We start from the raw sequence: 24,412 nt of genomic DNA on the forward strand, positions 1-24,412 counted from the left end.
GTTTGCGTTTCGTTTCCGCGCGGGGTACGGCATAGCGCGGGGTCGTGACAAGTCCAATCGCACATTAACCATATGACCGTTCGGCCTTTCATAACCGCGAAGTCGCGCCGTTTGTCGCCGCTTGCCGGCTTGGCGCTTGCCCTTGCGCTCGGCGCGTGCGCTTCCGACTCGGTTCCCGGTTTCAGCGGCTTCACCCGTACCTATCAACGCGGCTATGTCCTCGACGAGAAAGCGCTGGAACAGGTTCCGGTCGGCTCCTCGCAGGAACAGGTGCTGCTGGTGCTCGGCACCCCCTCCACCGTTGCGACCGTTTCCGGCGAAGCCTTCTATTACATCTCGCAGAAGACGCAGCGAACCGCGTTCTTCCGTCCCGAAGTGATCGACCAGCGCGTGCTCGTGATCTACTTCAGCCAGGACCGCCGCGTGACGCGCATCGCGAACTACGGCCTGCAGGACGGCAAGGTATTCGACTTCATCAGCCGCACCACGCCGACCGGCGGCACCGAGATCACCCTCGTCGGCCAGATCCTGCGCAGCGCCACCACCATCGGCCAGTAACGCGCGCAGATTTCAGCGAACGCATAAAGCGAAAAATAAAAAGCCCGCAGGGATCGCTCCCCGCGGGCTGTTTGCTTGAACGCCTCGCCGTTTAGTGCGCGAGAATCGCGAGCAGCAGTAGTGCCACGATGTTCGTGATCTTGATCATCGGGTTGACCGCCGGGCCGGCCGTATCCTTGTACGGATCGCCGACCGTGTCGCCGGTCACGGACGCCTTGTGCGGCTCGGAACCTTTGCCGCCGAAGTGACCGTCTTCGATGTACTTTTTGGCGTTGTCCCACGCGCCGCCGCCCGAGGTCATCGAGACCGCGACGAACAGGCCGGTGACGATCACGCCGAGCAACATCGCGCCGAGCGCAGCGAAGCCCGCGGCCTTACCCGCCGCACCGCCGCCCGCGATGAAGAAGATCGCGAAGTAGACGACGATCGGCGAAAGCACCGGCAGCAGCGACGGAATGATCATTTCCTTGATCGCGGCTTTGGTCAGGATGTCGACCGCCTTGCCGTAGTCCGGCTTCGACTTGCCGGTCATGATGCCCTTGTTGGTGCGGAACTGACGGCGGACTTCCTCGACGATGGAACCGGCCGCGCGGCCGACCGCCATCATGCCCATCGAGCCGAACAGGTACGGCAGCAGACCGCCGAACAGCAGGCCGACCACGACGTACGGGTTCGAGAGCGAGAAATCGACCTTCACGCCGGCGAAGTATTTGTACTGCGCGGCGTTCGTGACGAAGTAGTTGAGGTCCGACGTATAGGCGGCGAACAGCACCAGCGCGCCGAGACCGGCCGAGCCGATCGCGTAGCCCTTGGTGATGGCCTTCGTGGTATTGCCGACCGCGTCGAGCGCGTCGGTGAACTTGCGGGTGTTCTTCGGCAGACCCGCCATTTCCGCGATGCCGCCCGCGTTGTCCGTGACCGGACCGAACGCGTCGAGCGCGACCACCATGCCGGCCAGCGCCAGCATCGCCGTCACCGCGATTGCAATGCCAAACAGGCCCGCCAGCGCGTAGGTCACGAGGATGCCTGCGATGATCACGATCGCCGGAAGCGCGGTGGCTTCCATCGAGACCGCGAGGCCCTGGATGATGTTGGTGCCGTGGCCGGTCACCGACGCCTGGGCGATGGACTTCACCGGGCGGAAGTTGGTGCCGGTGTAGTACTCCGTGATCCAGACGATCAGGCCGGTAACGACGAGACCCGCAACCGCGCACCAGAACAGCGAAGCGCCGGTGAAGGTCTGGCCCTGCGCGGTCAGCTGGGTGCTGAAGCCGAGCAGACGGTCGGTCACGAACCAGATCGCCGGAACGGACAGCACCGCCGAAGCGATGAAGCCTTTGTACAGCGCGCCCATGATCGACTCGCTCTTGCCGAGACGGACGAAGAACGTGCCGATGATCGAGGTCACGATGCACGCGCCGCAGATCGCGAGCGGATAGAGCATGATGTTCGCGAGGTTCGCGTTGCCGGCGAAGAAGATCGCCGCCAGCACCATCGTGGCGACCACGGTCACCGCATAGGTTTCGAACAGGTCGGCCGCCATGCCGGCGCAGTCGCCGACGTTGTCACCGACATTGTCCGCAATCGTCGCCGGGTTGCGCGGATCGTCCTCCGGGATGCCCGCTTCCACCTTGCCGACGAGGTCGCCGCCGACGTCCGCACCCTTGGTGAAGATGCCGCCGCCGAGACGCGCGAAGATCGAGATCAGCGAAGCGCCGAAGCCGAGCGCGACCAGCGCGTCGATCACGGTGCGGCCTTCGTTCAGCTTGTAGCCGAGCGGGCCGACGAGCAGGCCGTAATAGGCCGCAACGCCGATCAGCGCGAGACCTGCAACGAGCAGGCCGGTGATCGCACCCGCCTTGAACGCGAGGTTCAGGCCGCCGGCCAGTGACTTGGTCGCCGCCTGCGCGGTGCGCACGTTGGCGCGCACCGAGATGTTCATACCGATGAAGCCGGTCGCGCCGGAAAGGATCGCGCCGATGGCGAAGCCAACCGCAACCCATACGCCGAGCAACCACCATACCAGCACGAAGATGACCGCGCCGACGATGGCGATGGTCGAATACTGACGGCGCAGATAGGCCTGCGCGCCCTCACGAACGGCGCCTGCGATTTCCTGCATGCGCTTGTTGCCTGCGTCGGCGGACAAAACGGAGTTCGTCGCCCACAGGCCGTAGAGAATGGCGAGACCGCCACTGGCCAGGATCAGCCATAGAGTAGTGTTCATAGAATGTGCCCCTGAATCTCAGTCGGATATTGACCCGCGCTCTCTGGCAGCTTGGCCGGGCGCGTGGTCTGGGGGCTTACCCCCCAAAGCGCGCGGACATTGCCAAAAATGACATCCCGGTGCAACGCGAGAAGGCAGCGAAAAGCGACGATTTTGGGCGGGATTCCTGAGGATTTCCGCCTAGAAATGCGAATATGACAGCCGGTCGAGGGTAATACGCTGCCCTTTCGATCCCAGAACCTCGACCTCCCCGCCCGACTCGAATCTGCCGATAGCCGTCACCGGCACCCTGGCTGCGCCCGCGGCTTCCGCGAAAGCGTGGAACTCCGTTTCCGGGATGGCGCACAGCACCTCGTAATCGTCGCCGCCGGTCAGGATGGTGCTCAGCATGTGCGGGTCGTCGATCAGCCCGGTGATCGATTGCTCGTTGCGCAATGCATTCTCGGCCGGTCCCGACAACGGGAGCCTTGCCGTCTCGATGAAAGCGCCAACGCCCGATTGCGCCGCCAGTTTTGCGAGATCGCCGGCCAGCCCGTCGGAAATATCCATCGCGGCATTCGCGTATTCGCGAAGCACGGGTGCGAGCGCCAATCGCGGCTCCGGCACGCGATAGCGCCGGACCAGTTCCGGTATCTGCTCGCGGGAAAGTCCGCCGACCAAGCCTTCGCGCTTCAATGCGAGCAAGCCAAGCGCCGCATCGCCGATGGTACCGCTGACGACAACGAGATCGCCGGGCCGCGCGCCTGCCCGCTTTATCATCGTTCCTGACGGCACCTTGCCGATTGCCGTAATCGAAATGGAAAGCGGCCCCGGCGTTTTCGTGGTGTCGCCGCCCAGCAGCGGACAGGCGAACGCCTCGCAGTCCTCGCCAAGACCGCGCGCAAACTTTTCCAGCCACACCTCGCCAGTTGCCGCGGACATCGAAAGCGCGAGCGTTGCCCCGACCGGCTCCGCGCCTTTCGCGGCGAGGTCGGAGAGGTTTACGCGAAGCGCCTTCTTCGCGATCAGGTCCGCCGGATCGTCGGGAAAGAAGTGTACGCCCGCGGTCGTGGTGTCGGCGGTGATGACGAAATCGAATCCGGCTTGCGGTGCCAGCAACGCCGCATCGTCGCCGAGCGCGAGTGCGCCGGGATGTTTCGCGAGCGGCCGGAAGAAGCGCTCGATGATGCTGTCTTCCCGGCTCGGTTCGCGTCTGATCACGGTCAGCTCCGTGCGTTGAAGTCGTCGGGCCGCGCCTTGCGCGCAATCACGTCGAGCACCGCGTTGGCCATGCCGACATCGTTGCCATCGAGGAAGGCAGCCGCGACATCGACGTATTCGCTCACCACCGCGCGTACCGGAATGTCCTTCCGGTGAAACAACTCATAGGCCCCTGCCCGCAACGTCGCGCGCAGTACGGACTCGATGCGCTTCAGGGGCCAGCCGTCGTTCAGCGTATTGTCGACCAGCGGATCAAGCGTGACCTGCTCGCGCACCACGCCTTCCACTACATCGCGAAAGTGTTTTTCTTCGGCCTCGGCGTAACGCTCGCCTTCGATCTCGCGTCCGATCCAGAAACGCTCGAAATCGCTCAGCACGTCGTTCAGCGGCGTGCCGGCAATGTCCATCTGGTAGAGCGCCTGTACCGCGGCGAGCCGCGCCGCGCTTCGTTCCTGCAAACCGGCACGGGACATTTCAGCGTCCTTGCGCCCGCGCGATACGAACCAGCGCCAGCGCGGCGGAAGCCGCCTCGCCGCCCTTGTCGCCTTCGGTGCGGCGCGCGCGGGTCCATGCCTGCGCCTCGTTCTCGACCGTGAGGATGCCGTTGCCGACCGGCACGCGCTTGCGGGTACCGAGCCGCATCAGCGCATGCGCCGACTCGTAGGCGACAATTCCGAAGTGCTCGGTCTCGCCGCGAATGATGCAGCCAAGCGCCACCACGCCATCGTAGCGGCCCGACCCCATGGCAATGGAAGCAGCAATCGGGATTTCCAGCGCGCCCGGCACGCTGATGCGATCCATCCGTGCATTCGCCGCCTCGATGCGCGCCTGCGCACCGGCGACCAGTTCGTCGGCAATGGCTTCGTGGAAGCGCGCGTCGATGACGAGTAACCGCGCGCCCTCGACGGATGCTTCTTTCTTGTCGCCTGCTGCCTTGTAACTCATGACGCGCTACCGGATTTCCCGCCTGCGATAGCGGGCTTATTTGAACTCGGCAAGCCGCGCCACATAGCGCGCGATCTGGTCGACTTCGAGGTTAATGCGGTCGCCCGCCTTGAGGCCGCTCCAGTTGGTCACCTGCAAGGTGTGCGGGATCAGGAGCACCGAAAACTCCGCGCCCTTTACCTCGTTCACGGTCAGCGAAATGCCGTCCAGCGCCACCGAGCCTTTGACTGCGATGAAGCGCGCGAGGTTTTCCGGCGCGCGCATGGTGATGCGCGCCACCTGATCTAGATCCTCGCGGCCGAGCACTTCCGCAATGCCGTCCACGTGCCCGCTGACGAGATGCCCGCCCAGTTCGTCGCCGGCTTTCAGCGAGCGTTCGAGGTTTACTTTCGTATTCGTTTTCCACCCGCCCGCGGTCGTGATCTTCAGCGTTTCAGGACCGACTTCGACCTCGAACCAGTCTTCGTCGCGGCCGACCACGGTCAGGCAGATACCGTTGACCATGATCGACGCGCCGAGATCGATGGTCTTCGCATCATAGCGCGTCCCGATCCGCAGCCGCTTGAGGCTCGTCTTCGAAGCAGGATCGAAACGGCCGGTCTCGGACCGGATCACGCCGACATCGGTGACAATTCCCGTGAACATTCTCTATTTCCGGAACAGGCGGACCATCTGATCGGCGCCGAGCAGGCGCTCCTCGATGATCCTGAGTTTTGGGGACGCAAGCAAGGCGGTGAGCGGCAGGCCTTCCAGCGCGTCGATCGCATCCGCGCCGAGCGTCACTGGCGCGCGCACGACCACCGCTTCGTCAACGAGATCGCTTTGCAGCAGCGAGGCCGACAGCATCGGCCCGCCCTCGACCAGAAGCCGCGTGATTCCGCGGCCGCCGAGCGCAAGCATGGCATCAGCGATCACCGGCTTGCGGAAGCGGTCTTTCGTATTCGGAACGCGGATAATTTCGGCGCCGTGGTCCTCAAGCGCTTTCTGCTTATCGGCGGCCGCGGTTTCGCCGGCAATGACGATCAGCTTCCGCGCCTTCGCGGTCTGCACCAGCGCGCAGTCGAGCGGGATACGCAGCGAACCGTCGAGCACCACGCGCACCGGCGAACGGTCTTCCATCCCCGGCAGGCGGCAATCGAGTTTGGGGTTGTCAGCCAGCACCGTGCCGCTGCCGACCATGATCGCATCCGAGGTGGCGCGAAGAATATGCGCTTCCGCCATCGAAACAGGGCCAGAGATGCGCGCGGGCTTTCGCCCGGCAAGTCCGCTTTTCCCGTCGGCGGAGGCCGCGATTTTCAGGATGATATGCGGGCGGCCATCGCGTACGCGGCGAAAATGCCCGGCATGGTCGATCTTCGCCTGCGCCGCCCCGACGCCGACAATGGCGTCGATGCCAGCGTCGCGCAGGATGCGGATGCCGTTGCCGCTCACAAGCGGGTTCGGGTCTTCGATGGCAATGACGACACGGCCCACCTGTGCCTTCACCAGTTCGCTGGCGCATGGCGGTGTCTTCGACTGATGCGCGCACGGCTCCAGCGTCACGTAGACGGTTGCACCTTTCGCAGCGTTACCCGCCGCTTTTAGCGCCTCGGTTTCTGCATGGGGACGGCCGCCGCGCGCCGTTACGCCGCGCGCGATCACAATCGCGCCGTTCTCGTTCTCCCGCACAATGATTGCACCGACCGAAGGATTCGGCGCGGCCAGCCCCATGTGGCGGCGGCCGAATTGCAGCGCCGCTTCCATGAAGCGCTCGTCGTCGTGCGGCGCGAAGCGCGAAGCCGCACGCACGGCCGTCGCGGAAGATGTCATGAAGGTTTGCCCGGAGCCTTCGGCCGCTCGCTATCCTGCAACTCGCCGAGCACGTCCTCGAAGTCCTTCGGATCGCGGAAATTGCGATAGACCGAAGCGAAGCGCACATAGGCCACATCGTCGAGCTGCTTCAGCCCGTCCATGACCAGTTCGCCGATGGTCTCCGAATTGATTTCCTCATCGCCGGAGCTTTCCAGGCGGCGCACGATACCCGACACCATCTGGTCGATGCGCGCGGGATCTACCGGCCTCTTGCGCAGCGCGATCTGCACCGAGCGCAACAGCTTGTCGCGGTCGAACGGCGTGCGGCGCCCGCTCCGCTTCAGCACGGTAAGTTCACGCAACTGCACGCGCTCGAACGTGGTGAAGCGTTGTCCGCATTGCGGACAGATGCGGCGGCGGCGGATCGCGGCCGAGTCTTCGGTCGGCCGCGAGTCCTTCACCTGCGTGTCTACGTTCCCGCAGAAGGGGCAGCGCATGATGTTATGCCCTCGCCCGCATGCTCATCATCACGGATAGATCGGGAACCGCGCGAGCAGCGCCGATACCTTGTCGCGCACCGCGGCTTCGATCATCGAATCTTCCTCGACGTTCTTTTGCGACAGCACGTTCAGCACTTCCGCGATGTGGTCGCCGACCTGCTGGAATTCCTTCACGCCGAAACCGCGCGTCGTGCAGGCGGGGCTTCCAAGCCGGATGCCCGACGTCACCGCCGGTTTTTCCGGGTCGAATGGAATGCCGTTCTTGTTGCAGGTGATGTGGGCGCGGCCCAACGCGTTTTCGGAAATTTTGCCGGTCAGCCGTTTCGGCCGCAGATCGACCAGCATGACGTGCGTGTCGGTGCCGCCCGACACGATGTCGAAGCCGTGCGCACGCAGGTTTTCGGCCAGCGCCTTCGCATTCTCGACCACGTTCTTCGCATAGAGCTTGTAGGCAGGCTGCAACGCTTCGCCAAAGGCAACCGCCTTGCCCGCGATGACATGCATCAGCGGGCCGCCCTGCAAACCGGGGAATACCGCCGAGTTGATCTTCTTTGCCAGCGCTTCGTCGTTCGTGAGCACGAGGCCGCCGCGCGGACCGCGCAGCGTCTTGTGCGTTGTCGCGGTGACGATATGCGCATGCGGGAACGGAGAAGGATGCGCGCCGCCCGCAACGAGGCCAGCAAAGTGCGCCATGTCCACCATGAACACCGCACCAACTTCATCCGCGATCTTGCGGAAGCGCGCGAAGTCGATCTGGCGCGGATAGGCAGAGCCGCCGGCCACGATCATCTTCGGCTGGTTCTCCTTCGCGAGCCGCTCCACTTCGTCATAGTCGATGCGGTGATCGTCTTTCCGCACGCCATACGGCACCGCGTTGAACCACTTGCCGGACATGTTCACCGGCGAGCCGTGCGTCAGGTGACCGCCCGCCGCAAGATTGAGGCCGAGGAAGGTATCGCCCGGCTTCATCACCGCCATGAACGCAGCTTGATTGGCCTGGCTGCCGGAGTTCGGCTGCACGTTGGCGAACGCCGCGCCGAACAATTTCTTCGCACGCTCGATCGCGAGCGTTTCGACCTGATCTACCCATTCGCAGCCGCCGTAATAGCGCTTGCCGGGATAGCCTTCGGCGTACTTGTTGGTCAGCACCGAACCCTGCGCTTCCAGCACCGCCTTGGAGACGATGTTCTCGGAAGCGATCAGTTCGATCTCATGCCGCTGGCGACCGAGTTCGCCTTTTACCGCGCCGAAAATTTCGGGGTCGTTCTGTTCGAGCGTGGCGGCAAAAAAGCGGTTCGCATCGTTGCGATCCGCCATCGGATCGGTCGCGGGCATTGCTGGCCTCCTGGCCTGAGAGGATGAACGGAGCCGGGCCTACCATAGCCCACCCCCAAAAAGAAGCGTGGACCCGGCGCGGCTGCCCCTATCGGTTGCGGCGGCTAGCCGCCCTTGTCCTGCGCTAGCCTGCGCCGGAGCTTGGCGACCGCTACCTGTTCGAGGGTTTGCGGGCTGGCGCTGGCCGGCCCCATCACCACGACCTCGGTTCCGGTCGCAACGTCGACCGCAGCCACCCGTACGACCGAGCCGACGGGACGCATTTCGACAATGACTTCGCCTTCGCCCTTGCCCGGCACGGCAGTCACTCCGAGTCGCTGATACGGCAGACTGGGGCCATGACGGACCGATTACAACGCGGGCCGCCTAAACCATTGTCGTTACGCACAAAATATGTGCTTCCGTGAATCCACGGTGCCCGGTCAGATCGGACAGAAGTGATTCCACCGGATTCGAGGAGTACGCGCCGATGCCGGATTCTCCCGGCACGAAACTGCCCGCGCTGCGAGTAGCGTTTCCCGTCTTTCTGGCCTGCGCGCTGACCGGCTATGCGACGCTCTACTTCGGCATCGTGCCGGGGCTGGCGGCGGCAATCGTGCTGGCGCTCGCGGGCGCGTGGATCGTCGAACGCAAGTTCGCTTCGCTCACCGATGCCATCGCCCGCATCTCGGAAGGCGACCGTTTCGCGGAATTGCCGGAGCGTGCGCGCGGCGCGACCTTCGAGCGGCTCGCTTCCGCGGCGGAAGCCATGCGGCGTACCCTGATCGACGCCGATGCGCTGGCGGCGGATCAGGGTTCGCGCGAGGCGGAAGCCCGGCTGCGCCATGCAGGCCGCGTATTCTTCACCAAAAAATTCCGTCTCGCCATCGACGAGATCCTCACGACCTTCGCCGCCGCAAGCGAGGAAATCCGCATCACCGCTAACGAACTCGCCGCGCGCAATTCAAAGATGCGGACGCAGGTGTCGGACGCCTCGGCGGTCGCCTCGACCGCCGCAAAGGACTCCGAAGCCGTCGCCGGTTCCGCGAACGAGCTGCTCCAGCTTCTCGATCAGTCCGCGGTGCAGATCCAGAAGGCGCAGGCCGCGACCGAACGCACCGTGCACGATCTCGCGCGGACCGACGAAATCGTGCGCAGTCTCACCGCCTCCGCGCATCATATCGACGAGGTGGTAAAATCCATTCAGGCGATTGCCGACAAGACCTCCCTGCTCGCGCTCAACGCCCACATCGAAGCGTCACGCGCGGGCGAAGCCGGCAAGGGCTTCTCGGTGGTCGCTAGCGAAGTGAAGGCGCTGGCCGCGCAGACCGCGAAAGCGACCGGCAACATCGAGACGCAGATCGGCGGCATCCGGAAAGCCGTGGAAGATACGGTCGCCGCCATCCGTGCGGTTTCGGAGAGCGTGGAATCCATGAGCGGCATGAGTCGCAGCATGACGGCGCATCTCGATCATCAATCCGAGGAACTGCGCCGCATCAGCGACCGCGCCGCGCTGGTGGCCGATGGCGTCGGTGGTGCGCTGCCGGAAATCGCTTCCGCCGTGACGCAGGTGGAAGACGCGGGCGAGTCCGTGCTCACCACCGCGAACGACCTGATCGACCGCTCGCAATGGATGATGGACGCGGTCGAGCGCTATTTCGTCAACCTCGACAGCGGCGCGATCCGCGTCGGCATCCTCCATTCGCTCTCCGGCACCATGACCGCGAGCGAACGGCCGCTGCAATCCTTGCTGGTCATGCTGATCGAGCAACTCAACGAACGCGGCGGCCTGCTCGGCCGTCCGGTCGAGGCCGTCATCATGAACCCGCGCTCCGAATGGCAGCTCTACGCCGATCAGGCGCGCAAGATGCTGAACGAGCAAAAGGTGGCGGCAATATTCGGCTGCTGGAGTTCGGCTTCGCGCAAGCAGGTTCTGCCGGTCGTCGAACAGGCGAACGGCCTCCTGTTCTATCCGAGCCAGTATGAAGGCGAGGAACAATCGAGGAATGTCTTCTACATGGGCGGCACGCCGCAGCAGCAGGCGCTGCCCGCGATCGAATATCTGCGCCGGCAGGGCCGCAGGCGTTTCTTCCTCGTCGGCTCCGACTATGTATATCCGCGCACGACCTTCGCCATACTTCGCAACTATCTTCTGAATATCGGCATCGGCAGCGGCGACGTCTCGGAAGTATTCGTCCCGCTCGGCTTCGAGGACTGGCGCGCGACAGTCGCGGACATCAAGCGCTTTGCGGCGCAGGGACAGGCGGCCGTTATCTCCACCATCAGCGGCGACTCCAATGTCGAGTTTTACCGCGAGTTCGCGCGCGCCGGACTAACGGCAGAGAATATGCCGGTGATGTCGCTTTCCATCGGCGAGGCGGAAGTGAAGGCGCTGCCGCGCGCCATCACCACGGGGCATTTCGTTTCGTGGAATTATCTACAGCGCATCGAGAGCCGCGAAAACGAAATCTTCGTCGGCTCCTGGCGTAATTATTCGAAGAACGGCGCGGCCATCACCAACGATCCGATGGAAGCGACGTGGATCGGATTCAACTTATGGGCGGCGGCAGTGACGAAAGCCCGGTCAATAGAAACCGGCCTCGTGCGTCAGGCGCTCTCCGGGCTTTCGCTCGACGCACCGAGCGGTTTCCGCGTCCATGTCGACCGCGATAACCAGCATCTGCACAAGCCGGCAATGGTCGGCCGCATCGACAAGGAAGGTGGCATCACACCGGTCTGGGTCAGCGATAGCGTCCTTGCGCCTGAGCCGTGGAGCAAATGGCTGAAAGACAGGACCGCGCGCAACGAAGCGGCCGCATAACGAACGCTTGCCGCTTATGCTGGCAAGATCGTCCCGCCACGATCGAGCCGCGCGACAAGGCGCGAGCTTTGCCAAAGCTCGATCAGCCGGTCGGCACGAAATGCCCGCACCCGTTCGATGCAATCGTTATCGTCGTCGCATTCAATGTTTTCGACGCGCTCGATATTGCCCTGCAGATCGCGGAAGAACGCCCGATAGGAAATGCGCACGCCACTGGTTTTTTCGGTCATGACCGGAATCCTCTTCCGGAGAAGATACACCCGATCGGACGGGCCTAGTGTCGCTTAGCGCACAGAGCGGCACAGCGATTCAAAGCAAAACGCCCCGGCTTTGACACCGGGGCGTTCATATCGATCACCTTCAAGCCTTAGAGGCGATACAAAATCTGGTCAGTCCAAAAACGCTCCAGACGCTGCAACGCCTTGTTCAGCGTGGTCAGGTCGTTGGAGCCGATGCCACCGACCTGCTCCAGCGTGCGCACGTGCTTCTGGTAAAGCGTCTCGACGATTTCGTGGACTTCCTTGCCCTTGTCGGTGAGGCTGATGCGCACCGAGCGGCGGTCGATCCGCGAACGCTGGTGATGCAGATAGCCCATCTCGACGAGCTTCTTGAGGTTATAGGAGACGTTCGAGCCGAGGTAATAGCCGCGCGTGCGCAGCTCGCCTGCGGTAAGCTCGCTGCCACCGATGTTGAACAGCAAGAGCGCCTGCACGCTGTTGATGTCCGAGCGGCCGCGGCGGTCGAATTCGTCCTTGATGACGTCGAGCAGACGGCGATGCAGCCGTTCCACCAGCGTCAACGCTTCGAGGTAGGGAGTTTTCAGCTCCTCATATCGCTCGAGCGGTTCGGCGGCATGCGCCGCGCGCGCTACGTTCTTCATTGTTCTACGCCCCGTGTGTTCGTTTTTATCGGCGGAGTTCGCCCCGCTCGTTGTGCATCTTTGTACACAAGACGCGAAAAGGAAGTCTTAAATTGAAGACTAAACGCTTCCTTCGGAAACAGGATTGACGATTGGTTTATGAAGCGCGGAAAAGCCTTTCAAACCGCGTCATTTCTGGCCAGCTTGCAAGGGAAGCGCTCGTCCCCTGCCTCAATCTGGAACGTCGCGTGTACGATTCCGAAACGATGTTCGAGATCGTCGTGCGCGCGATGCAGGAATTCGTCGTCCAGTCCCGCGCCGGGACGTACCAGATGCGCGGTGAGCGCGATCTCCGTCGTGCTGATCGCCCAGATGTGCAGATCGTGTACGCCTGTGACGCCGGGCAACGCTTCGAGAAAGCGCTCGACTGCCATGCGATCGATCTTCGGCGGCACCATATCGAGCGACAGCGCAGTGGATTCGCGCGCCAGCCGCCACGTGCTCCACAAAATGACGCCGCCAATCAGGATGCTGATCGCCGGGTCCAACCACAGCCAGCCCGTGAACAGGATCAATAAGCCCGCGAGCACTACGCCGACCGACACCGCGGCGTCGGCTGCCATGTGCTGGAATGCGCCTTCGATATTGATGTCGTGCTCGCGACCACGCATGAACAGAAATGCGGTCGTGCCGTTGACGAGCACGCCGAGCGCCGCGACTACGATCACGGTCATGCTTGCCACCGGCTGCGGATCGAAGAAGCGCTGCACCGCTTCGACCACGATCCAGACCACCGCGGCGATCAGCAGCCCGGCGTTGGCCAGCGCAGCAAGAATGGAAGCACGGCGAAATCCGTAAGTACGCCGCTCGCTCGGCTTCTTGCGCGCAAGCCATGCCGCAAACCATGCGATCACCAGACCGGCTACGTCGGAGAGGTTGTGTCCGGCATCCGCGATCAGCGCGAGCGATTGCGCGAGATAGCCGAATACGAACTCCGCCGCGACAAATCCTAGATTGAGTGTAATCCCGATTGCGAAGGCACGATCATAGCGCGCGGGTCCATGCGAATGACCTTCGTGCGCGTGATCGTGACCGCCGTGCATGCCTGCTTAGGACTTCCGCAGATAATTAATGATGCCGGAGAAGTCCCTGCCCGCTTCGCCGCTGTCGGCAAACTTTTGATAGAGCGCGGTCGCGTCCGCGCCGAGCGGCGTGCTGGCGCCCGCCGACTTTGCCGCTTCCTGCGACAGCTTGAGGTCTTTCAACATCATCGCCGCGGTGAAGCCCGCTGCGTAATCGCGGTTCGCGGGCGATGTCGGTACCGGACCCGGCACCGGGCAATAGGTCGTCATCGACCAGCATTGGCCGGAAGACTTCGAGGAAATGTCGAACAGCTTCTGCTTGTCGAGGCCGAGTTTCTCCGCGAGCACGAAGGCTTCCGACACCGCGATCATCGAGATGCCGAGGATCATGTTGTTGCAGATCTTCGCCGCCTGCCCGGCACCCGCCGCGCCTGCATGCACGATGGTCTTGCCCATCTGTTCGAGGACCGGCTTCGCCTTGGCGAATGCCGCATCCGAACCGCCGACCATGAAAGTGAGCGTCCCGCCCGACGCGCCGCCGACGCCGCCGGAAACCGGCGCATCGAGCATGAGGAAACCTTTCTTCTCCGCTTCCGCGATCACCGCCCGCGCGCTCTCCACGTCGATGGTCGAGCAGTCGATGAACACCGCGCCTTGCTTCGCGCGCGCGAATACGCCGCCGTTGCCAAGATAGACGTCGCGCACATGTTGGCCCGCGGGCAGCATCGTGACCACGAAATCCATATTCGCCGCGGCGTCGCCAATCTCCTTGGCCACGGCACCACCGCTTTCAGCGAGCTTGCCCGGTCCCGCCGGCGTCACGTCGAAGCCGATAACCTTGTGTCCGGCCTTGATGAGATTTTGCGCCATCGGCAAACCCATGTTGCCGAGACCGATGAAACCGATATTCGCCATGATGCGCCTCCCGTATTTTCTTTATGTGTGTTCTTCTTCGTAGACCTTGAAGCGGACCAGCACGTAGCCCGCGATCAGCAGCGTTTCCAGAATCGTGAACAGCACTAGCAGCCCCGCGATTTCGGAAAACGCGATGTCGGCGGAAATCTGCGCCGCGGCGACGATCAGCCAGAGCGTCGCCCCCCATGTGGAGCCGAGCCACAGCGCCACCCCCGCCACGACATCGATCACCGCGAAGAATACGGTCGCACCTTTCGCTTCAATCGGAAGCTGCTGGAACGGCGTGCCGAAACCAATCCCGCAAATGATCGCCCAGCCGATCAGCCCCTTGAACATCATGAAGCCGCCGGCCGCACGTTGGTAGTTGATCAGCATGCGCCGCCACGGCTTGATCTCGACCGAGTCACGGCCGATCGCGGCGTCCATCGGATCGTCTTCGGCCATGCTCACAGGCGCAGTTCCTCCTGCGGGGGCAGCGGCGCGAAGTATTCTTCAACGTCGCTTTCGCTCACGGATTCCAGCGCCGAAGGACTCCATTTCGGCGCGTTGTCCTTATCGATCACCACTGCCCGGATGCCTTCGTAGAACTCCGGCTCGCGCGCCACGCGGTTCACAATGCGAAACTCGGTCTGCATCGCCTCCGCGAAGTCGAGCTTTCCGCCACGGTGCACCTGCTCGAAGGCGATCTTGAGGCTGGTTGGAGACTTCTGCCGGATTGCGCGTGCGAGCTGGGATGCAAACTCACTCATCTCACCGTCGAGTGCGCTCACGATTTCCTCGACGCTCGGCCGCGCGAAGATGCGGTCGATCATCGGATGCTCGTCTTCGAGCTTTCCTTTTTGCTTCTCGCCCGCAAAAGTTTTCAGGATTTCACCCGGTTCTTCGTCCGTGGTGAGCGCGCGCTCCAGTTCGGGGAAAGAAGCGCTCGGTACGCGGTGTGTGGCGAGGCCACAGTAAACGCCATCATCCGCATTCACGCGCCAGCCGGTCAATCCGATCCACATGCCGATCTTGCCGGGAAGGCGCGGCAGCACATGGGTCGCGCCCACATCGGGAAAAAATCCGATGCCGACTTCCGGATAGGCGAAGGAATATCTGTCGCCCGCTACGCGGTGCGAGCCGTGGACCGACAAGCCCACGCCGCCGCCCATGACAATGCCGTCGATCAGCGCGATATACGGCTTCGGGTAATGCTTGATGCGATGGTTGAGCGTGTATTCGGTACGCCAGAAGTCGATGGACTTCTGCACCTGCCCCGCCTTGTATTGTTCGTAGAGTGCGCGGATGTCGCCGCCAGCGCAGAAAGCGCGGTCGCCCGCCGCCTTCACCACCACATGTGCAATCGCACTGTCATTCTCCCAGACATCGAGTTGGCGTGCGAGTTGGCGCACCATGTTGTCGGTGGCGGCGTTCAGCGCATAGGGGCGATTCAGCGTAACGAAGCCCGCGCAACCGCGCCGCTCGAACAGGATTTCGGGTTCGGTATTCATTCAGTTCGCCAGCATTTCCCGCGCGATGATGACGCGCATGATTTCGTTGGTGCCTTCCAGAATCTGATGCACGCGCACGTCGCGCAGCACGCGCTCGATGGGATGGTCGCGCAGGTATCCGTAGCCGCCGTGCAGTTGCAGGCAGCCGTTCACGACCTCGAAGCCGACATCGGTCGCGCGGCGCTTCGCCATCGCGGCCATGCGCGTTGCGTTCGGCGCCTTGTCGCCGACCTTTTGTGCCGCCGCCCAGAGCAGCAAACGCGCACTCTCAAGCTCGGTCGCAAAATCGGCCACGCGAAACTGCAACGCCTGAAAATCCGCGAGCCGCGTCCCGAATTGTTTCCGCTCGCGCATGTATGAGAGGGTCCGGTCGAGGCAGAACTGCGCGCCGCCGAGCGAGCACGCGCCGATATTCAGCCGTCCGCCGTCCAGTCCCGCCATCGCGATGCGGAAGCCCTGCCCCTCGTTGCCGATCAGATTGGAAACGGGCACGCGGCAATTCTGAAAAATCACGGCGGAAGTCGGCTGCGACTTCCAGCCGAGTTTCTGTTCCTGCGCGCCGAAGCTTAGCCCCGGCGTGCCCTTCTCGACGACGATGCAGGAAATGCCGCGTGGCCCCGGCTCGCCGGTGCGCACCATGCATACATATATATCGGAAGCGCCGCCGCCGGAGATGAACGCCTTCTCGCCGTTCAGGACATAATGGTCGCCGTCGCGCTTTGCATTTGTGCGAAGCGACGCCGCATCCGAACCCGCACCCGGCTCGGTCAGGCAATAACTCGCGAAATGCTCCATCGTGGTGAGCTTCGGGAGAAAGCGCTGCCGCGCGTCCTCGCTCCCGAACGTGTCGATCATCCACGCGGCCATGTTGTGGATCGAGATATAGGCGGCGGTCGAGGTGCAGCCCTGCGCCAGCTCCTCGAAGATGATCGCGGCGTCCAAGCGCGTCAGCGCCGAGCCGCCCACGTCTTCCTTCACGTAAATCCCGCCGAAGCCGAGCGCGGCGGCCGCCCGCAACTGCTCGACCGGGAAGATGGACTTCTCGTCCCACTCCCGCGCCCGCGGCATCATTTCCTCGCGCGCGAAAGCCCGCGCCGCATCGCGGAAAGCCTGCTGTTCCCCGGAAAGCTCGAAATCCATTGGCGTCTGCTTTTTATCCTTTGATCTAGCGCATATCCGGGCCTTCGCCGCGCCGTCAACGATAGACGTGACAATCCCTTGGGCCGGCCGTCGCGGCGCGATATTGTAGCGAAAACCGCAACTTCGAGGAGCAAGCCAGCCATGCCGCCGATCACAGGCAAAGCCCGCCCTGCCGATATCGTGCCGCTCGCCGGAAACAAGCCTGCGAAAGACCTCGGCCTGACCACGCGCATGCGCCGCAACCGCCGGACCGACTGGTCGCGCCGGCTGGTGCGCGAAAACACCCTCACCACCGACGACCTGATCTGGCCGCTCTTTATTTGCGAGGGCGCGAACACGCGCGAGCCGGTCGCCTCCATGCCCGGCGTCGAGCGCCTCTCGGTCGATCAGGCGGTGCGCGAGGCCGAACGTGCGCTAAAGCTGAAAATCCCCGCGCTCGCGCTGTTCCCGAACACGCCGAAGCAACTGCGCGACGAGAACGGCTCGGAGTCCCTCAACCCTGACAACCTCGTCGGCCGCGCCCTACGCGCCATCAAGAAAGAGTTTCCGGAGATCGGCCTGATCGCGGACGTTGCGCTCGACCCCTACACTTCGCACGGCCATGACGGCGTGATGAGCGAAGGCGTGATTCTGAACGACGAGTCGGTCGCACTCCTCGTCGAGCAGGCGCGCGTGCTGGCGCAATGCGGTGCGGACGTGGTCGCGCCCTCCGACATGATGGACGGCCGCATCGGCGCAATCCGTGCCGGGCTGGATGCCGCGAACTTTCAGGACGTGCAGATCCTCGCCTATGCCGCGAAATACGCGAGCGCGTTCTACGGCCCGTTCCGCGATGCCGTCGGCTCGAACGCGACGCTGAAAGGCGACAAGCGCACCTACCAGATGGACCCCGGCAACTCGGACGAAGCGCTGCGCGAAGTCGCCATCGACATCGAGGAAGGCGCGGACATGGTGATGGTGAAGCCGGGCCTGCCCTATCTCGACATCCTCTGGCGCGTGAAGGAAGCCTTCGGCATGCCGACGATGGCGTATCAGGTGAGCGGCGAATACGCGATGATCATGGCGGCTGCGAACAACGGCTGGCTCGACGGCGACAAGGCGATGATGGAATCTTTGTTGGCGTTCAAGCGCGCGGGCGCGGATGCCGTGCTGACGTACTTCGCGCCGAGAGTGGCGGAGAAGATTTTCCAGCGCCTATAGCCAAAACAGCACTACCCAATTAGCGAGCGACCATACTGATCAAAGAATTTTGCACACGTTAGATCGTTACGAATATCCAAATATTCCTGCTCGAACGAAAACTCCTTCGAGAAAAAAGGTCTAGGCGTCAGCAAAAACGGATCGTCGTCTTCATCATCTTCAAACGAGAAAAATCCTTTAAGCTGCTCCTGAATTAACGAGACATCGCTATCAGACATGCCAAATGCTGTGCCGTAGACTTTTTTTGCATCTAACTTCTCTTTCGATTTCAGTAAGTTCAAGTTTTGCTCATGAAATGCAAAGCCAAGAAATACTATTTGCTCGGCTTCATCCATTTGGCTTCTGAGCACTGCTAGCTGAATCTTATCTTTGATCTGTTCGGTATAAGTCTGAATTCCATTAGAAATTTCCGAATAGCCTTCGCTTAGTCGCTCGTGGCGACCTCCGAAGGGCACACCATTCGGTGCGGCCTCAGTTTCGAGTTCGCCCACCTTTCCATAAGGATGAATTATTGTAAGTTTAGAGACGAGATTGGCCGCATCTCGAGGCTTGATATCATACAATTGCTGAAGGGCATGATACAGGCATTGCTCAATACATCTGTCGTAATTGAAAACAATGAAAGCCACATTGTCGAAGATATTTTCTATGGCTTCCTTCTGAATATTGCGACCAAGCAACCGTACAAACTTAATTAGCCAAGTATCTTCAAAGCGAGACACGTCCATTTTATTATGGATATTGGATTTACTGAACCAGAGTTTACTCGCACGCTCCTTCTCTAGAATAGTTTTTGCGATAGCGATTTTTCCGACTATACGTACATCCTCATTCGCCGAGTGATTGTCCAAGAAGTCATCGATAGAATGAGAAAATTGTATGCCGCTGCTAATTATCTTGGCGGCGTTCAAGAAGAGGTGAAGCCGCTCTCTGTCGCGAAAAGCTAGCTGAGAAAGAATATCTTCGTCGCCCATCTTGGGGTCATGACCCCAATCTGTATCTTTGACGCTCGTTTTCTTTGCGATTAGCGAGGCGAGATCCGCTCCAAGCGGAATATCAAACTCTTTACTTGCCCCAGCGCCGACTACAAATAGCGTCCGCTTTTTGAACATTCCCGGGCCTCCTTTCGCCAGCTTAGCGCAGATTGACGGAGTCAGAGTCCGCAGTTCTACCCGTAGAACGACCCTTGAACCGGTGACCCCTCCCGTGAAAGGGAGTGCTCTACCGCTCAGTTAATACGACCCCTAGTCCCCCAGACTATGGCGCTATCTTCCGACTCTCTCGGTGTAAACGAGATGCTCCGTAAGACCGACAAGGCGTCGGTTTGCTAAACCGTTATACAGACTTGGTGCGGTCGAAAGGACTCTAACCTTAGAGCAACAGCCTTCTAAGCTGTTGGTCGCAGGTTCGGTTGGCGGTAATCTGAGACCATGACCTCCCCCTCCGGCACCCCCATCCCCTACATGCAGCGCACGCGCGAGTATTATCGCGCCATCGGCTACGACACGCCTTATCGCTGGGCGCATAATACGAGCGCGCCGTTCCAGCCGCTGACGAAGCCGCTCTCGCAATCGCGCGTCGCGCTGATTACGACCGCGGCACGTTTCGACCCCTCGAAAGGCGACCAAGGTCCCGGCGCGCCATATAACGGCAGCGCCAAATTCTTCTCGGTCTATGATGGCGATAGTGCGCTAGACCACGATCTGCGCATCTCCCACATCGCCTACGACCGCGCGCATACCAGCGCGACCGACATCAACACATGGTTTCCGCTCGCGCAGCTTCGAAGGCTGGCACGCGAAGGCCGGATCGGATCGCTCGCACCCCGTTTCTTCGGCGCGCCGACCAACCGCAGCCATCGCGTCACAATCGAGACCGACGCACCGGAGATTCTCGCGCGCGCGAAGGCCGATGGCGTCGAGGCGGCCGTGCTGGTTCCGAATTGTCCCGTCTGCCACCAGACCGTTTCGCTGGTCGCGCGGCATCTCGAAGCCAATGGCATCGCGACCATCATCATGGGCTGCGCGAAAGACATCGTCGAACACGCGGCCGTGCCGCGTTTCCTGTTCAGCGATTTCCCGCTCGGCAACGCCGCCGGAAAGCCGCACGATGTTGCATCGCAAGCGTTCACCATCGAACTCGCGCTGAAAGTGCTGGAAGAAGCAAAGGGTCCGCAGACCACCGTGCAATCGCCGCTGCGCTGGAGCGCGGACCCTGCGTGGAAACTCGACTACAACAACTTCGAGCGCCTCTCGCCGGAGGAACTCGCGCGCCGCCGCCGTGATTTTGACGCACAGAAGAAAGCTGCAAACGCGAACCGGGTGGCCTAAACTCCGTGCGGTCCTATGCGTATGAAGCAGGGAAGTTGAAGGCGATGGACGAAGAAAACACCGAAGCACCGGTCGTCAAATATATCTCGCCCAAAACCACATGGCGCGATGTGGTGGTTGCGGTTCTCTTCTTCGGCACGATGGCGTGCCTGATCCTGACCTTCATCACCAACATGGCGTGGCTGACGCGCTAGCGCAGCAACCCCGTTTGCAGCGTCGATTTCGCTCGACAAAACATCCGCTGAGTATTTGCGAAAAGTTGCGCACGCGCAAAGCGCGCCAGCGCGATATTTGAAATCACTCCAATGTTTCGGCTGGTACTAGGCAGTCATCGCGCACGCACGCTAAGCACGCGCCGCGATTCAGAACCTGTGTTTGAAAGAATTCAAAACTATGCAAGCCGCCACGACAAAAGTCCGCGCCGCGCAAACGAACGTTGCCGCAGCGCCAGTCACGATGAACGACGTGCTCGTGACCGCGATCTTCTTCGGCACCATCGCCTGCGCCACGCTGCTGTTCATAAAGCTCGCCGCGTAAGTTTCGCCTGCCCGAACGTGGCGCGCTGGACTTCGCAAACGCGCCACGATACGCGCCAGCGCATGAACTTCGGCTGGGTCTGGAAATCCATTGCGGCAGGACTGTGCGGCACCGTCGCCCACACGCTTTTGATGCTGTTCAAGGCGCAAAGCGGAATCCTGCCGGGCTTCAATCCGTATGCCGGATTGCAGCACTCGCTCTCGCAGTTGACGGGCAGCGAAGTGCATCCGGCCGTGCCCTGGCTGCTCTCGTTGCTGAACGGTGCGATGCTGCTCGGCCCGCTGTTCGGCAGTCTCTATCGTGTGTTGCCCGGCGACAGCGCGATCGCGAAAGGCGCCGTGTTCGGCATCGCCGGATGGCTTGCGATGTGCGCGATCTTCTTCCCGGTGATCGGCCTTGGCTTCTTCGCTGCGAACACCGGCCTCGGCATCTGGCCGGCGGCGTTCACGCTGGCGATGCTGCTCACCTACAGCGTCATCATGGCGGCGGCCTACGCGCGGCTGCGCAATGTCTGAGGAAGACTAACCGCCCGGCCGCAGGTTGCAGCTCACCTCGCCACGCCCCGGCAGCGTCAGCATTGCCATTTCGCCTTTCGCCCAGAACACGATGCCGTTTGCTTCGTAGCGCGTGCCGGATGCCGCAGGCGTGCGCTTCAGCACGCGGCGCTCGTCGTCCCATTCCGCATAGACATAGCCGTCGCCCGCGTTGACGAAGGTGACGCTGAGCGGAGTGGCCAGCCCCTCGCAGCGCGCCGCGATCGGGCCAACGCTGATGCCCTCGCCTTCGTCCTTGCGCAGCGTGGCCTGCCGTTCGCGAAGCCGATGGATCCGCCGCACGGAAATATCCGCCACGCATTCTGCGTCGAAGCAGGTCGAGCGCTGGGTCAGCCAGCGGTCGCGCGCGTCCAGCACTTCGCCGAAGGCAGGCGTCGCGTTCAGCGCATCGGTGACGAGCTTGTCTAGACGCGCGATCTCGCGATCAAGCGCGGCAAGCGCGCCGTCACCGCAGATCAGCTTCTCGACGTTCTTTTCCGCCTTCTCGCAGTCGAAGCTCGGCTCGATCTTCGCGGCAGGCGGAGGCGCGGGCGGAGGCGGCGTTACCGGTTCCTGCTTCGGCTCGGCTTTCGGTTTCTCGTCAGGTCCGGTGCCTTCCGCGAGATAGCGCGCAGCCACCCAGCCGGTGATGTCCTCGTAGGAAATCCGGCACCAGCGCGTGCGTTCGGCGGCCTTCTTGCGCTTCTCGCTCGCCTTCTCGAATTGCTTCGCGCTCAACCCGCCACGGCAGCCGAGGTTCTTCAGCCCGTCGGCATCCTTCGGGATCTTGCCGACGATGCGAGCATCGGCGTTCGGGCGGTTACGGACGTTGAGGTTGTCGTCCTTTCGGATGTTGACAACCTTGAAATAATCCGGCCCGTCCGCTTCCGCCAGCGCCGGCCCCACCGACAAAGCCCACGCCCCGATGATTACCCACGCAACACGCCGCATAGCCATCCCCCGCATCTGGATGCGAAGAATGCCACTTCACGGCGTGAGAGTAAATTTGACCGGAGAAACCTTCAGAGCACAGGATTCCGCAGCACCGAATGCAGGCCGGACTGCTTGTCGTAGAGCGCGACGTGAATCTGCGGGAATTTTTTCTTCATCTGCTCGCCGGCGGCCTGTGCCGCTTCGAGATCGTCAAAGGAAGACTTGGTTTGCCGGTCGATCTGGAGCCAGTACCGGCCCGCTTCGATGACACGCTTCTGTTTCGACATTACGCCGCCCCAACGCAAATTGCTTACCTCGCAATTGCTAGGAGATTCGCGGACACACGAAAAGCGCATCGGCCACGCTTTCGACAGCATAAAAAAGCCCCGCCGGAGCGGGGCTTTTTCTTAGCGGCAAAGCTGACGGCCACGGTCGTCGACATAACAGCGCGGCTCGGTGACACGATCGCCAACGAACGCGCCGGTTACGGCACCGACTGCAAGGCCGACGGGTCCGCCAATCACGGCACCGGTAATGCCGCCCGCAACCGCACCACCGAAGGCACCGTCAGGGCCGGCCTTTGCCGGCAGCGTGGTCGTGATGGCCGCGAGCGAAATCGCGGCAGCCATGAGAATATTTTTCATGGTTGTCCTCCTTCTCTCTTGGTTGCTTCGACCCTGATAGAACGCAAAACGCTCGAAAACGTTCCGCCCTGTCCAGACGCATGTTACTTGTCAGTCCACCTGATCTGGAATTCGATTTCCTCTACGCCGCCACCGCGCTCATGTTCGATATTGAAAGTGGCACGTACCGGCACATAGATGCGCTCGCCTGCGATCTGGATTTCGAAGCGTTCGCCCGCCTCGATCGCGTCGGCTAGACGGCGCAGCTTCTCGACGAACTGATCCAGCGGATAATCCTTTTCGATATCGCGTTTGCGGTCGGTCATGTTTTCCTCGGAGTGAAGAGTGGTGGCCTGCATCTGGGAAGGAGAACCCGCAGCCGCAATTCGTAATTGTCGGGGGTATGGTGACTGTCAGTCTCTATGGCCGCCTTCAAATCGCCTTTGACGCGGAGCCATGAAAGCGCAATCCTTGGAAACTAGCGCGTAACGCGCGAAGGGATGATTCCGGCCTCGTGACCAAGCATTCCCGCGATACTCCGCAATTCTTCCTGACCAGCCCTTCCGCATGTCCCTACCTGCCGGGCCGGAAGGAGCGGAAAGTCTTCACGCATCTGGTGGGCGACCGCGCCGCCGAGATCAACGATGTGCTGACGCATGGCGGCTTCCGCCGCTCGCAATCCATCGCCTATCGGCCCGCCTGCGAAGCGTGCCGCGCGTGTATTTCCGTGCGCGTACTGGTCAACGAATTCGAGCCGTCCCGCACCTTCAAGCGCGCCCTGAAAATCAATACCGATCTGTTGGGCCAGGTGCGCGATACAGTGCCCTCCGCCGAGCAGTATTCCCTGTTCCGCCAGTATCTCGATGCGCGCCACGCCGACGGCGGCATGGTCGATATGACCGTGCTGGACTACGCCATGATGGTGGAAGACAGCCACGTTCGCTCGCGGCTGATCGAATATCGCCCGCGCGGGCCAGACAGCTTCATCACCGGCCGCGGCGAAGGCCCGCTGATCGCAGTCGCACTGACCGACATCCTCTCCGACGGTCTTTCGATGGTGTATTCCTTTTACGATCCGGAATTCGCCCGCGAGCGCTCGCTCGGCACCTTCCTGATCCTCAACCACATCGAGCGTGCCCGGCGCATGGGCCTGCCCTACGTCTATCTGGGCTACTGGGTCGATGGCGCGAAGAAGATGGACTACAAGAAGCGCTTCCTGCCGCAGGAACGGCTCATGCAGGACGGCTGGAAACGCTACGCGGAACCGGCATGAAGTCCCTCACGTTTTCGTGAGCGAAAGCCGATATCCTTTATTTTTCCGTGTCTTGTGCGTCATTCCTGACGCCGGTTGCATATCTGCCCGGCGCTTCTTTCGCCCCATTGCCACGCTAGCCGTGTAAATATCCTGCAAACG

At 62.0% G+C, this 24,412-nt stretch carries 29 protein-coding genes; 8 read left to right on the top strand and 21 right to left on the bottom strand.

The genetic code is table 11. The features are described from left to right. The first annotated feature begins 72 nt into the window (after nucleotides 1-72). Nucleotides 73-558: an outer membrane protein assembly factor BamE gene (locus tag KF794_07650; GenBank protein ID QYK43694.1), complete on the top strand. Its 486-nt coding sequence runs from the start codon at nucleotides 73-75 to the stop codon at nucleotides 556-558. 91 nt (nucleotides 559-649) lie between these two features. Here the strand turns inward: KF794_07650 and KF794_07655 are convergent, their stop codons facing one another. The 9 genes from KF794_07655 to KF794_07695 all read right to left on the bottom strand — a co-directional run bounded on the left by KF794_07655 (nucleotide 650) and on the right by KF794_07695 (nucleotide 8,819). Beyond that, nucleotides 650-2,785, bottom strand: a complete 2,136-nt coding sequence (locus KF794_07655) for a sodium-translocating pyrophosphatase (protein ID QYK43695.1) — start codon at nucleotides 2,783-2,785, stop codon at nucleotides 650-652. A 180-nt stretch (nucleotides 2,786-2,965) separates the two neighbouring features. Beyond that, nucleotides 2,966-3,952, bottom strand: coding sequence for a thiamine-phosphate kinase (gene thiL / locus KF794_07660; GenBank protein ID QYK46634.1), 987 nt, complete (start codon nucleotides 3,950-3,952; stop codon nucleotides 2,966-2,968). A gap of 35 nt (nucleotides 3,953-3,987) precedes the next feature. Beyond that, on the bottom strand, nucleotides 3,988-4,458 hold the full coding sequence (gene nusB / locus KF794_07665) for a transcription antitermination factor NusB (protein ID QYK43696.1): 471 nt from the start codon (nucleotides 4,456-4,458) through the stop codon (nucleotides 3,988-3,990). Nucleotide 4,459: 1 nt separating this feature from the next. Further along, on the bottom strand, nucleotides 4,460-4,930 hold the full coding sequence (gene ribH, locus KF794_07670; protein QYK43697.1) for a 6,7-dimethyl-8-ribityllumazine synthase: 471 nt from the start codon (nucleotides 4,928-4,930) through the stop codon (nucleotides 4,460-4,462). 36 nt (nucleotides 4,931-4,966) lie between these two features. After that, nucleotides 4,967-5,575, bottom strand: a complete 609-nt coding sequence (locus tag KF794_07675) for a riboflavin synthase (protein QYK43698.1) — start codon at nucleotides 5,573-5,575, stop codon at nucleotides 4,967-4,969. 3 nt (nucleotides 5,576-5,578) lie between these two features. Next, nucleotides 5,579-6,673, bottom strand: a complete 1,095-nt coding sequence (gene ribD, locus KF794_07680; GenBank protein ID QYK46635.1) for a bifunctional diaminohydroxyphosphoribosylaminopyrimidine deaminase/5-amino-6-(5-phosphoribosylamino)uracil reductase RibD — start codon at nucleotides 6,671-6,673, stop codon at nucleotides 5,579-5,581. Between the two features lie 62 nt (nucleotides 6,674-6,735). Then, on the bottom strand, nucleotides 6,736-7,218 hold the full coding sequence (gene nrdR, locus KF794_07685; protein ID QYK43699.1) for a transcriptional regulator NrdR: 483 nt from the start codon (nucleotides 7,216-7,218) through the stop codon (nucleotides 6,736-6,738). Nucleotides 7,219-7,248: 30 nt separating this feature from the next. Then, on the bottom strand, nucleotides 7,249-8,538 hold the full coding sequence (locus tag KF794_07690; GenBank protein QYK46636.1) for a serine hydroxymethyltransferase: 1,290 nt from the start codon (nucleotides 8,536-8,538) through the stop codon (nucleotides 7,249-7,251). 122 nt (nucleotides 8,539-8,660) lie between these two features. Further along, the gene (locus tag KF794_07695; GenBank protein ID QYK46637.1) at nucleotides 8,661-8,819 is read right to left on the bottom strand and encodes a serine hydroxymethyltransferase; all 159 of its coding nucleotides are present in this window, start codon (nucleotides 8,817-8,819) and stop codon (nucleotides 8,661-8,663) included. Between the two features lie 206 nt (nucleotides 8,820-9,025). Between KF794_07695 and KF794_07700 the strand changes: the two genes are divergently transcribed. Then, on the top strand, nucleotides 9,026-11,356 hold the full coding sequence (locus tag KF794_07700; GenBank protein QYK43700.1) for a transporter substrate-binding protein: 2,331 nt from the start codon (nucleotides 9,026-9,028) through the stop codon (nucleotides 11,354-11,356). A gap of 14 nt (nucleotides 11,357-11,370) precedes the next feature. Here the strand turns inward: KF794_07700 and KF794_07705 are convergent, their stop codons facing one another. The 7 genes from KF794_07705 to KF794_07735 all read right to left on the bottom strand — a co-directional run bounded on the left by KF794_07705 (nucleotide 11,371) and on the right by KF794_07735 (nucleotide 16,842). Continuing rightward, nucleotides 11,371-11,586 carry a hypothetical protein gene (locus KF794_07705; protein QYK43701.1) on the bottom strand — a complete coding sequence of 72 codons (216 nt, stop codon included), beginning with the start codon at nucleotides 11,584-11,586 and terminating at the stop codon, nucleotides 11,371-11,373. A gap of 137 nt (nucleotides 11,587-11,723) precedes the next feature. Further along, nucleotides 11,724-12,236, bottom strand: coding sequence for a MarR family transcriptional regulator (locus tag KF794_07710; GenBank protein QYK43702.1), 513 nt, complete (start codon nucleotides 12,234-12,236; stop codon nucleotides 11,724-11,726). 158 nt (nucleotides 12,237-12,394) lie between these two features. Continuing rightward, the gene (locus KF794_07715) at nucleotides 12,395-13,318 is read right to left on the bottom strand and encodes a cation transporter (GenBank protein QYK43703.1); all 924 of its coding nucleotides are present in this window, start codon (nucleotides 13,316-13,318) and stop codon (nucleotides 12,395-12,397) included. Nucleotides 13,319-13,324: 6 nt separating this feature from the next. Further along, a complete protein-coding gene (gene mmsB, locus KF794_07720; GenBank protein ID QYK43704.1) occupies nucleotides 13,325-14,212 on the bottom strand; it encodes a 3-hydroxyisobutyrate dehydrogenase in 888 nt (295 codons plus the stop codon). Nucleotides 14,213-14,233: 21 nt separating this feature from the next. Then, nucleotides 14,234-14,662 carry a hypothetical protein gene (locus KF794_07725; protein QYK43705.1) on the bottom strand — a complete coding sequence of 143 codons (429 nt, stop codon included), beginning with the start codon at nucleotides 14,660-14,662 and terminating at the stop codon, nucleotides 14,234-14,236. Continuing rightward, complete coding sequence (locus KF794_07730) at nucleotides 14,659-15,702, bottom strand: enoyl-CoA hydratase/isomerase family protein (protein QYK43706.1); 1,044 nt, start codon at nucleotides 15,700-15,702, stop codon at nucleotides 14,659-14,661. The genes KF794_07725 and KF794_07730 overlap by 4 nt, the downstream gene beginning before the upstream one ends. Then, nucleotides 15,703-16,842, bottom strand: a complete 1,140-nt coding sequence (locus KF794_07735) for an acyl-CoA dehydrogenase family protein (protein ID QYK43707.1) — start codon at nucleotides 16,840-16,842, stop codon at nucleotides 15,703-15,705. It abuts the gene before it with no gap. Between the two features lie 141 nt (nucleotides 16,843-16,983). Here KF794_07735 and hemB point away from each other — a divergent pair, with 141 nt between their 5' ends. After that, nucleotides 16,984-18,042 carry a porphobilinogen synthase gene (gene hemB, locus KF794_07740; protein ID QYK43708.1) on the top strand — a complete coding sequence of 353 codons (1,059 nt, stop codon included), beginning with the start codon at nucleotides 16,984-16,986 and terminating at the stop codon, nucleotides 18,040-18,042. 11 nt (nucleotides 18,043-18,053) lie between these two features. Here the strand turns inward: hemB and KF794_07745 are convergent, their stop codons facing one another. Beyond that, on the bottom strand, nucleotides 18,054-19,154 hold the full coding sequence (locus KF794_07745) for a hypothetical protein (protein ID QYK43709.1): 1,101 nt from the start codon (nucleotides 19,152-19,154) through the stop codon (nucleotides 18,054-18,056). Between the two features lie 318 nt (nucleotides 19,155-19,472). Here KF794_07745 and KF794_07750 point away from each other — a divergent pair, with 318 nt between their 5' ends. The 4 genes from KF794_07750 (at nucleotide 19,473) to KF794_07765 (ending at nucleotide 21,424) form a co-directional block, all read left to right on the top strand. Then, nucleotides 19,473-20,372 (top strand): glycine reductase, encoded by a 900-nt coding sequence (locus tag KF794_07750; GenBank protein QYK43710.1) that lies wholly within the window; start codon nucleotides 19,473-19,475, stop codon nucleotides 20,370-20,372. Nucleotides 20,373-20,416: 44 nt separating this feature from the next. Next, complete coding sequence (locus tag KF794_07755) at nucleotides 20,417-20,566, top strand: hypothetical protein (protein ID QYK43711.1); 150 nt, start codon at nucleotides 20,417-20,419, stop codon at nucleotides 20,564-20,566. A gap of 199 nt (nucleotides 20,567-20,765) precedes the next feature. After that, nucleotides 20,766-20,909, top strand: coding sequence for a hypothetical protein (locus KF794_07760; protein QYK43712.1), 144 nt, complete (start codon nucleotides 20,766-20,768; stop codon nucleotides 20,907-20,909). A 62-nt stretch (nucleotides 20,910-20,971) separates the two neighbouring features. Continuing rightward, entirely contained in the window at nucleotides 20,972-21,424 is a 453-nt protein-coding gene (locus KF794_07765; protein ID QYK46638.1) for a hypothetical protein, read from the top strand. A gap of 6 nt (nucleotides 21,425-21,430) precedes the next feature. Here KF794_07765 and KF794_07770 read toward each other — a convergent pair whose 3' ends face one another. The 4 genes from KF794_07770 to KF794_07785 form a co-directional block, all read right to left on the bottom strand. Further along, nucleotides 21,431-22,393: an MliC family protein gene (locus tag KF794_07770; protein ID QYK43713.1), complete on the bottom strand. Its 963-nt coding sequence runs from the start codon at nucleotides 22,391-22,393 to the stop codon at nucleotides 21,431-21,433. A 71-nt stretch (nucleotides 22,394-22,464) separates the two neighbouring features. After that, nucleotides 22,465-22,662, bottom strand: a complete 198-nt coding sequence (locus KF794_07775) for a hypothetical protein (GenBank protein QYK43714.1) — start codon at nucleotides 22,660-22,662, stop codon at nucleotides 22,465-22,467. A gap of 120 nt (nucleotides 22,663-22,782) precedes the next feature. After that, complete coding sequence (locus KF794_07780) at nucleotides 22,783-23,019, bottom strand: hypothetical protein (protein QYK43715.1); 237 nt, start codon at nucleotides 23,017-23,019, stop codon at nucleotides 22,783-22,785. A gap of 83 nt (nucleotides 23,020-23,102) precedes the next feature. Continuing rightward, nucleotides 23,103-23,324, bottom strand: coding sequence for an amphi-Trp domain-containing protein (locus KF794_07785; protein ID QYK43716.1), 222 nt, complete (start codon nucleotides 23,322-23,324; stop codon nucleotides 23,103-23,105). Between the two features lie 188 nt (nucleotides 23,325-23,512). Between KF794_07785 and KF794_07790 the strand changes: the two genes are divergently transcribed. Continuing rightward, a complete protein-coding gene (locus tag KF794_07790) occupies nucleotides 23,513-24,271 on the top strand; it encodes an arginyltransferase (GenBank protein QYK43717.1) in 759 nt (252 codons plus the stop codon). The last annotated feature ends 141 nt before the right edge of the window (nucleotides 24,272-24,412 follow it).

Source organism: Xanthobacteraceae bacterium, from assembly GCA_019454205.1.
GTDB lineage: Bacteria > Pseudomonadota > Alphaproteobacteria > Rhizobiales > Xanthobacteraceae.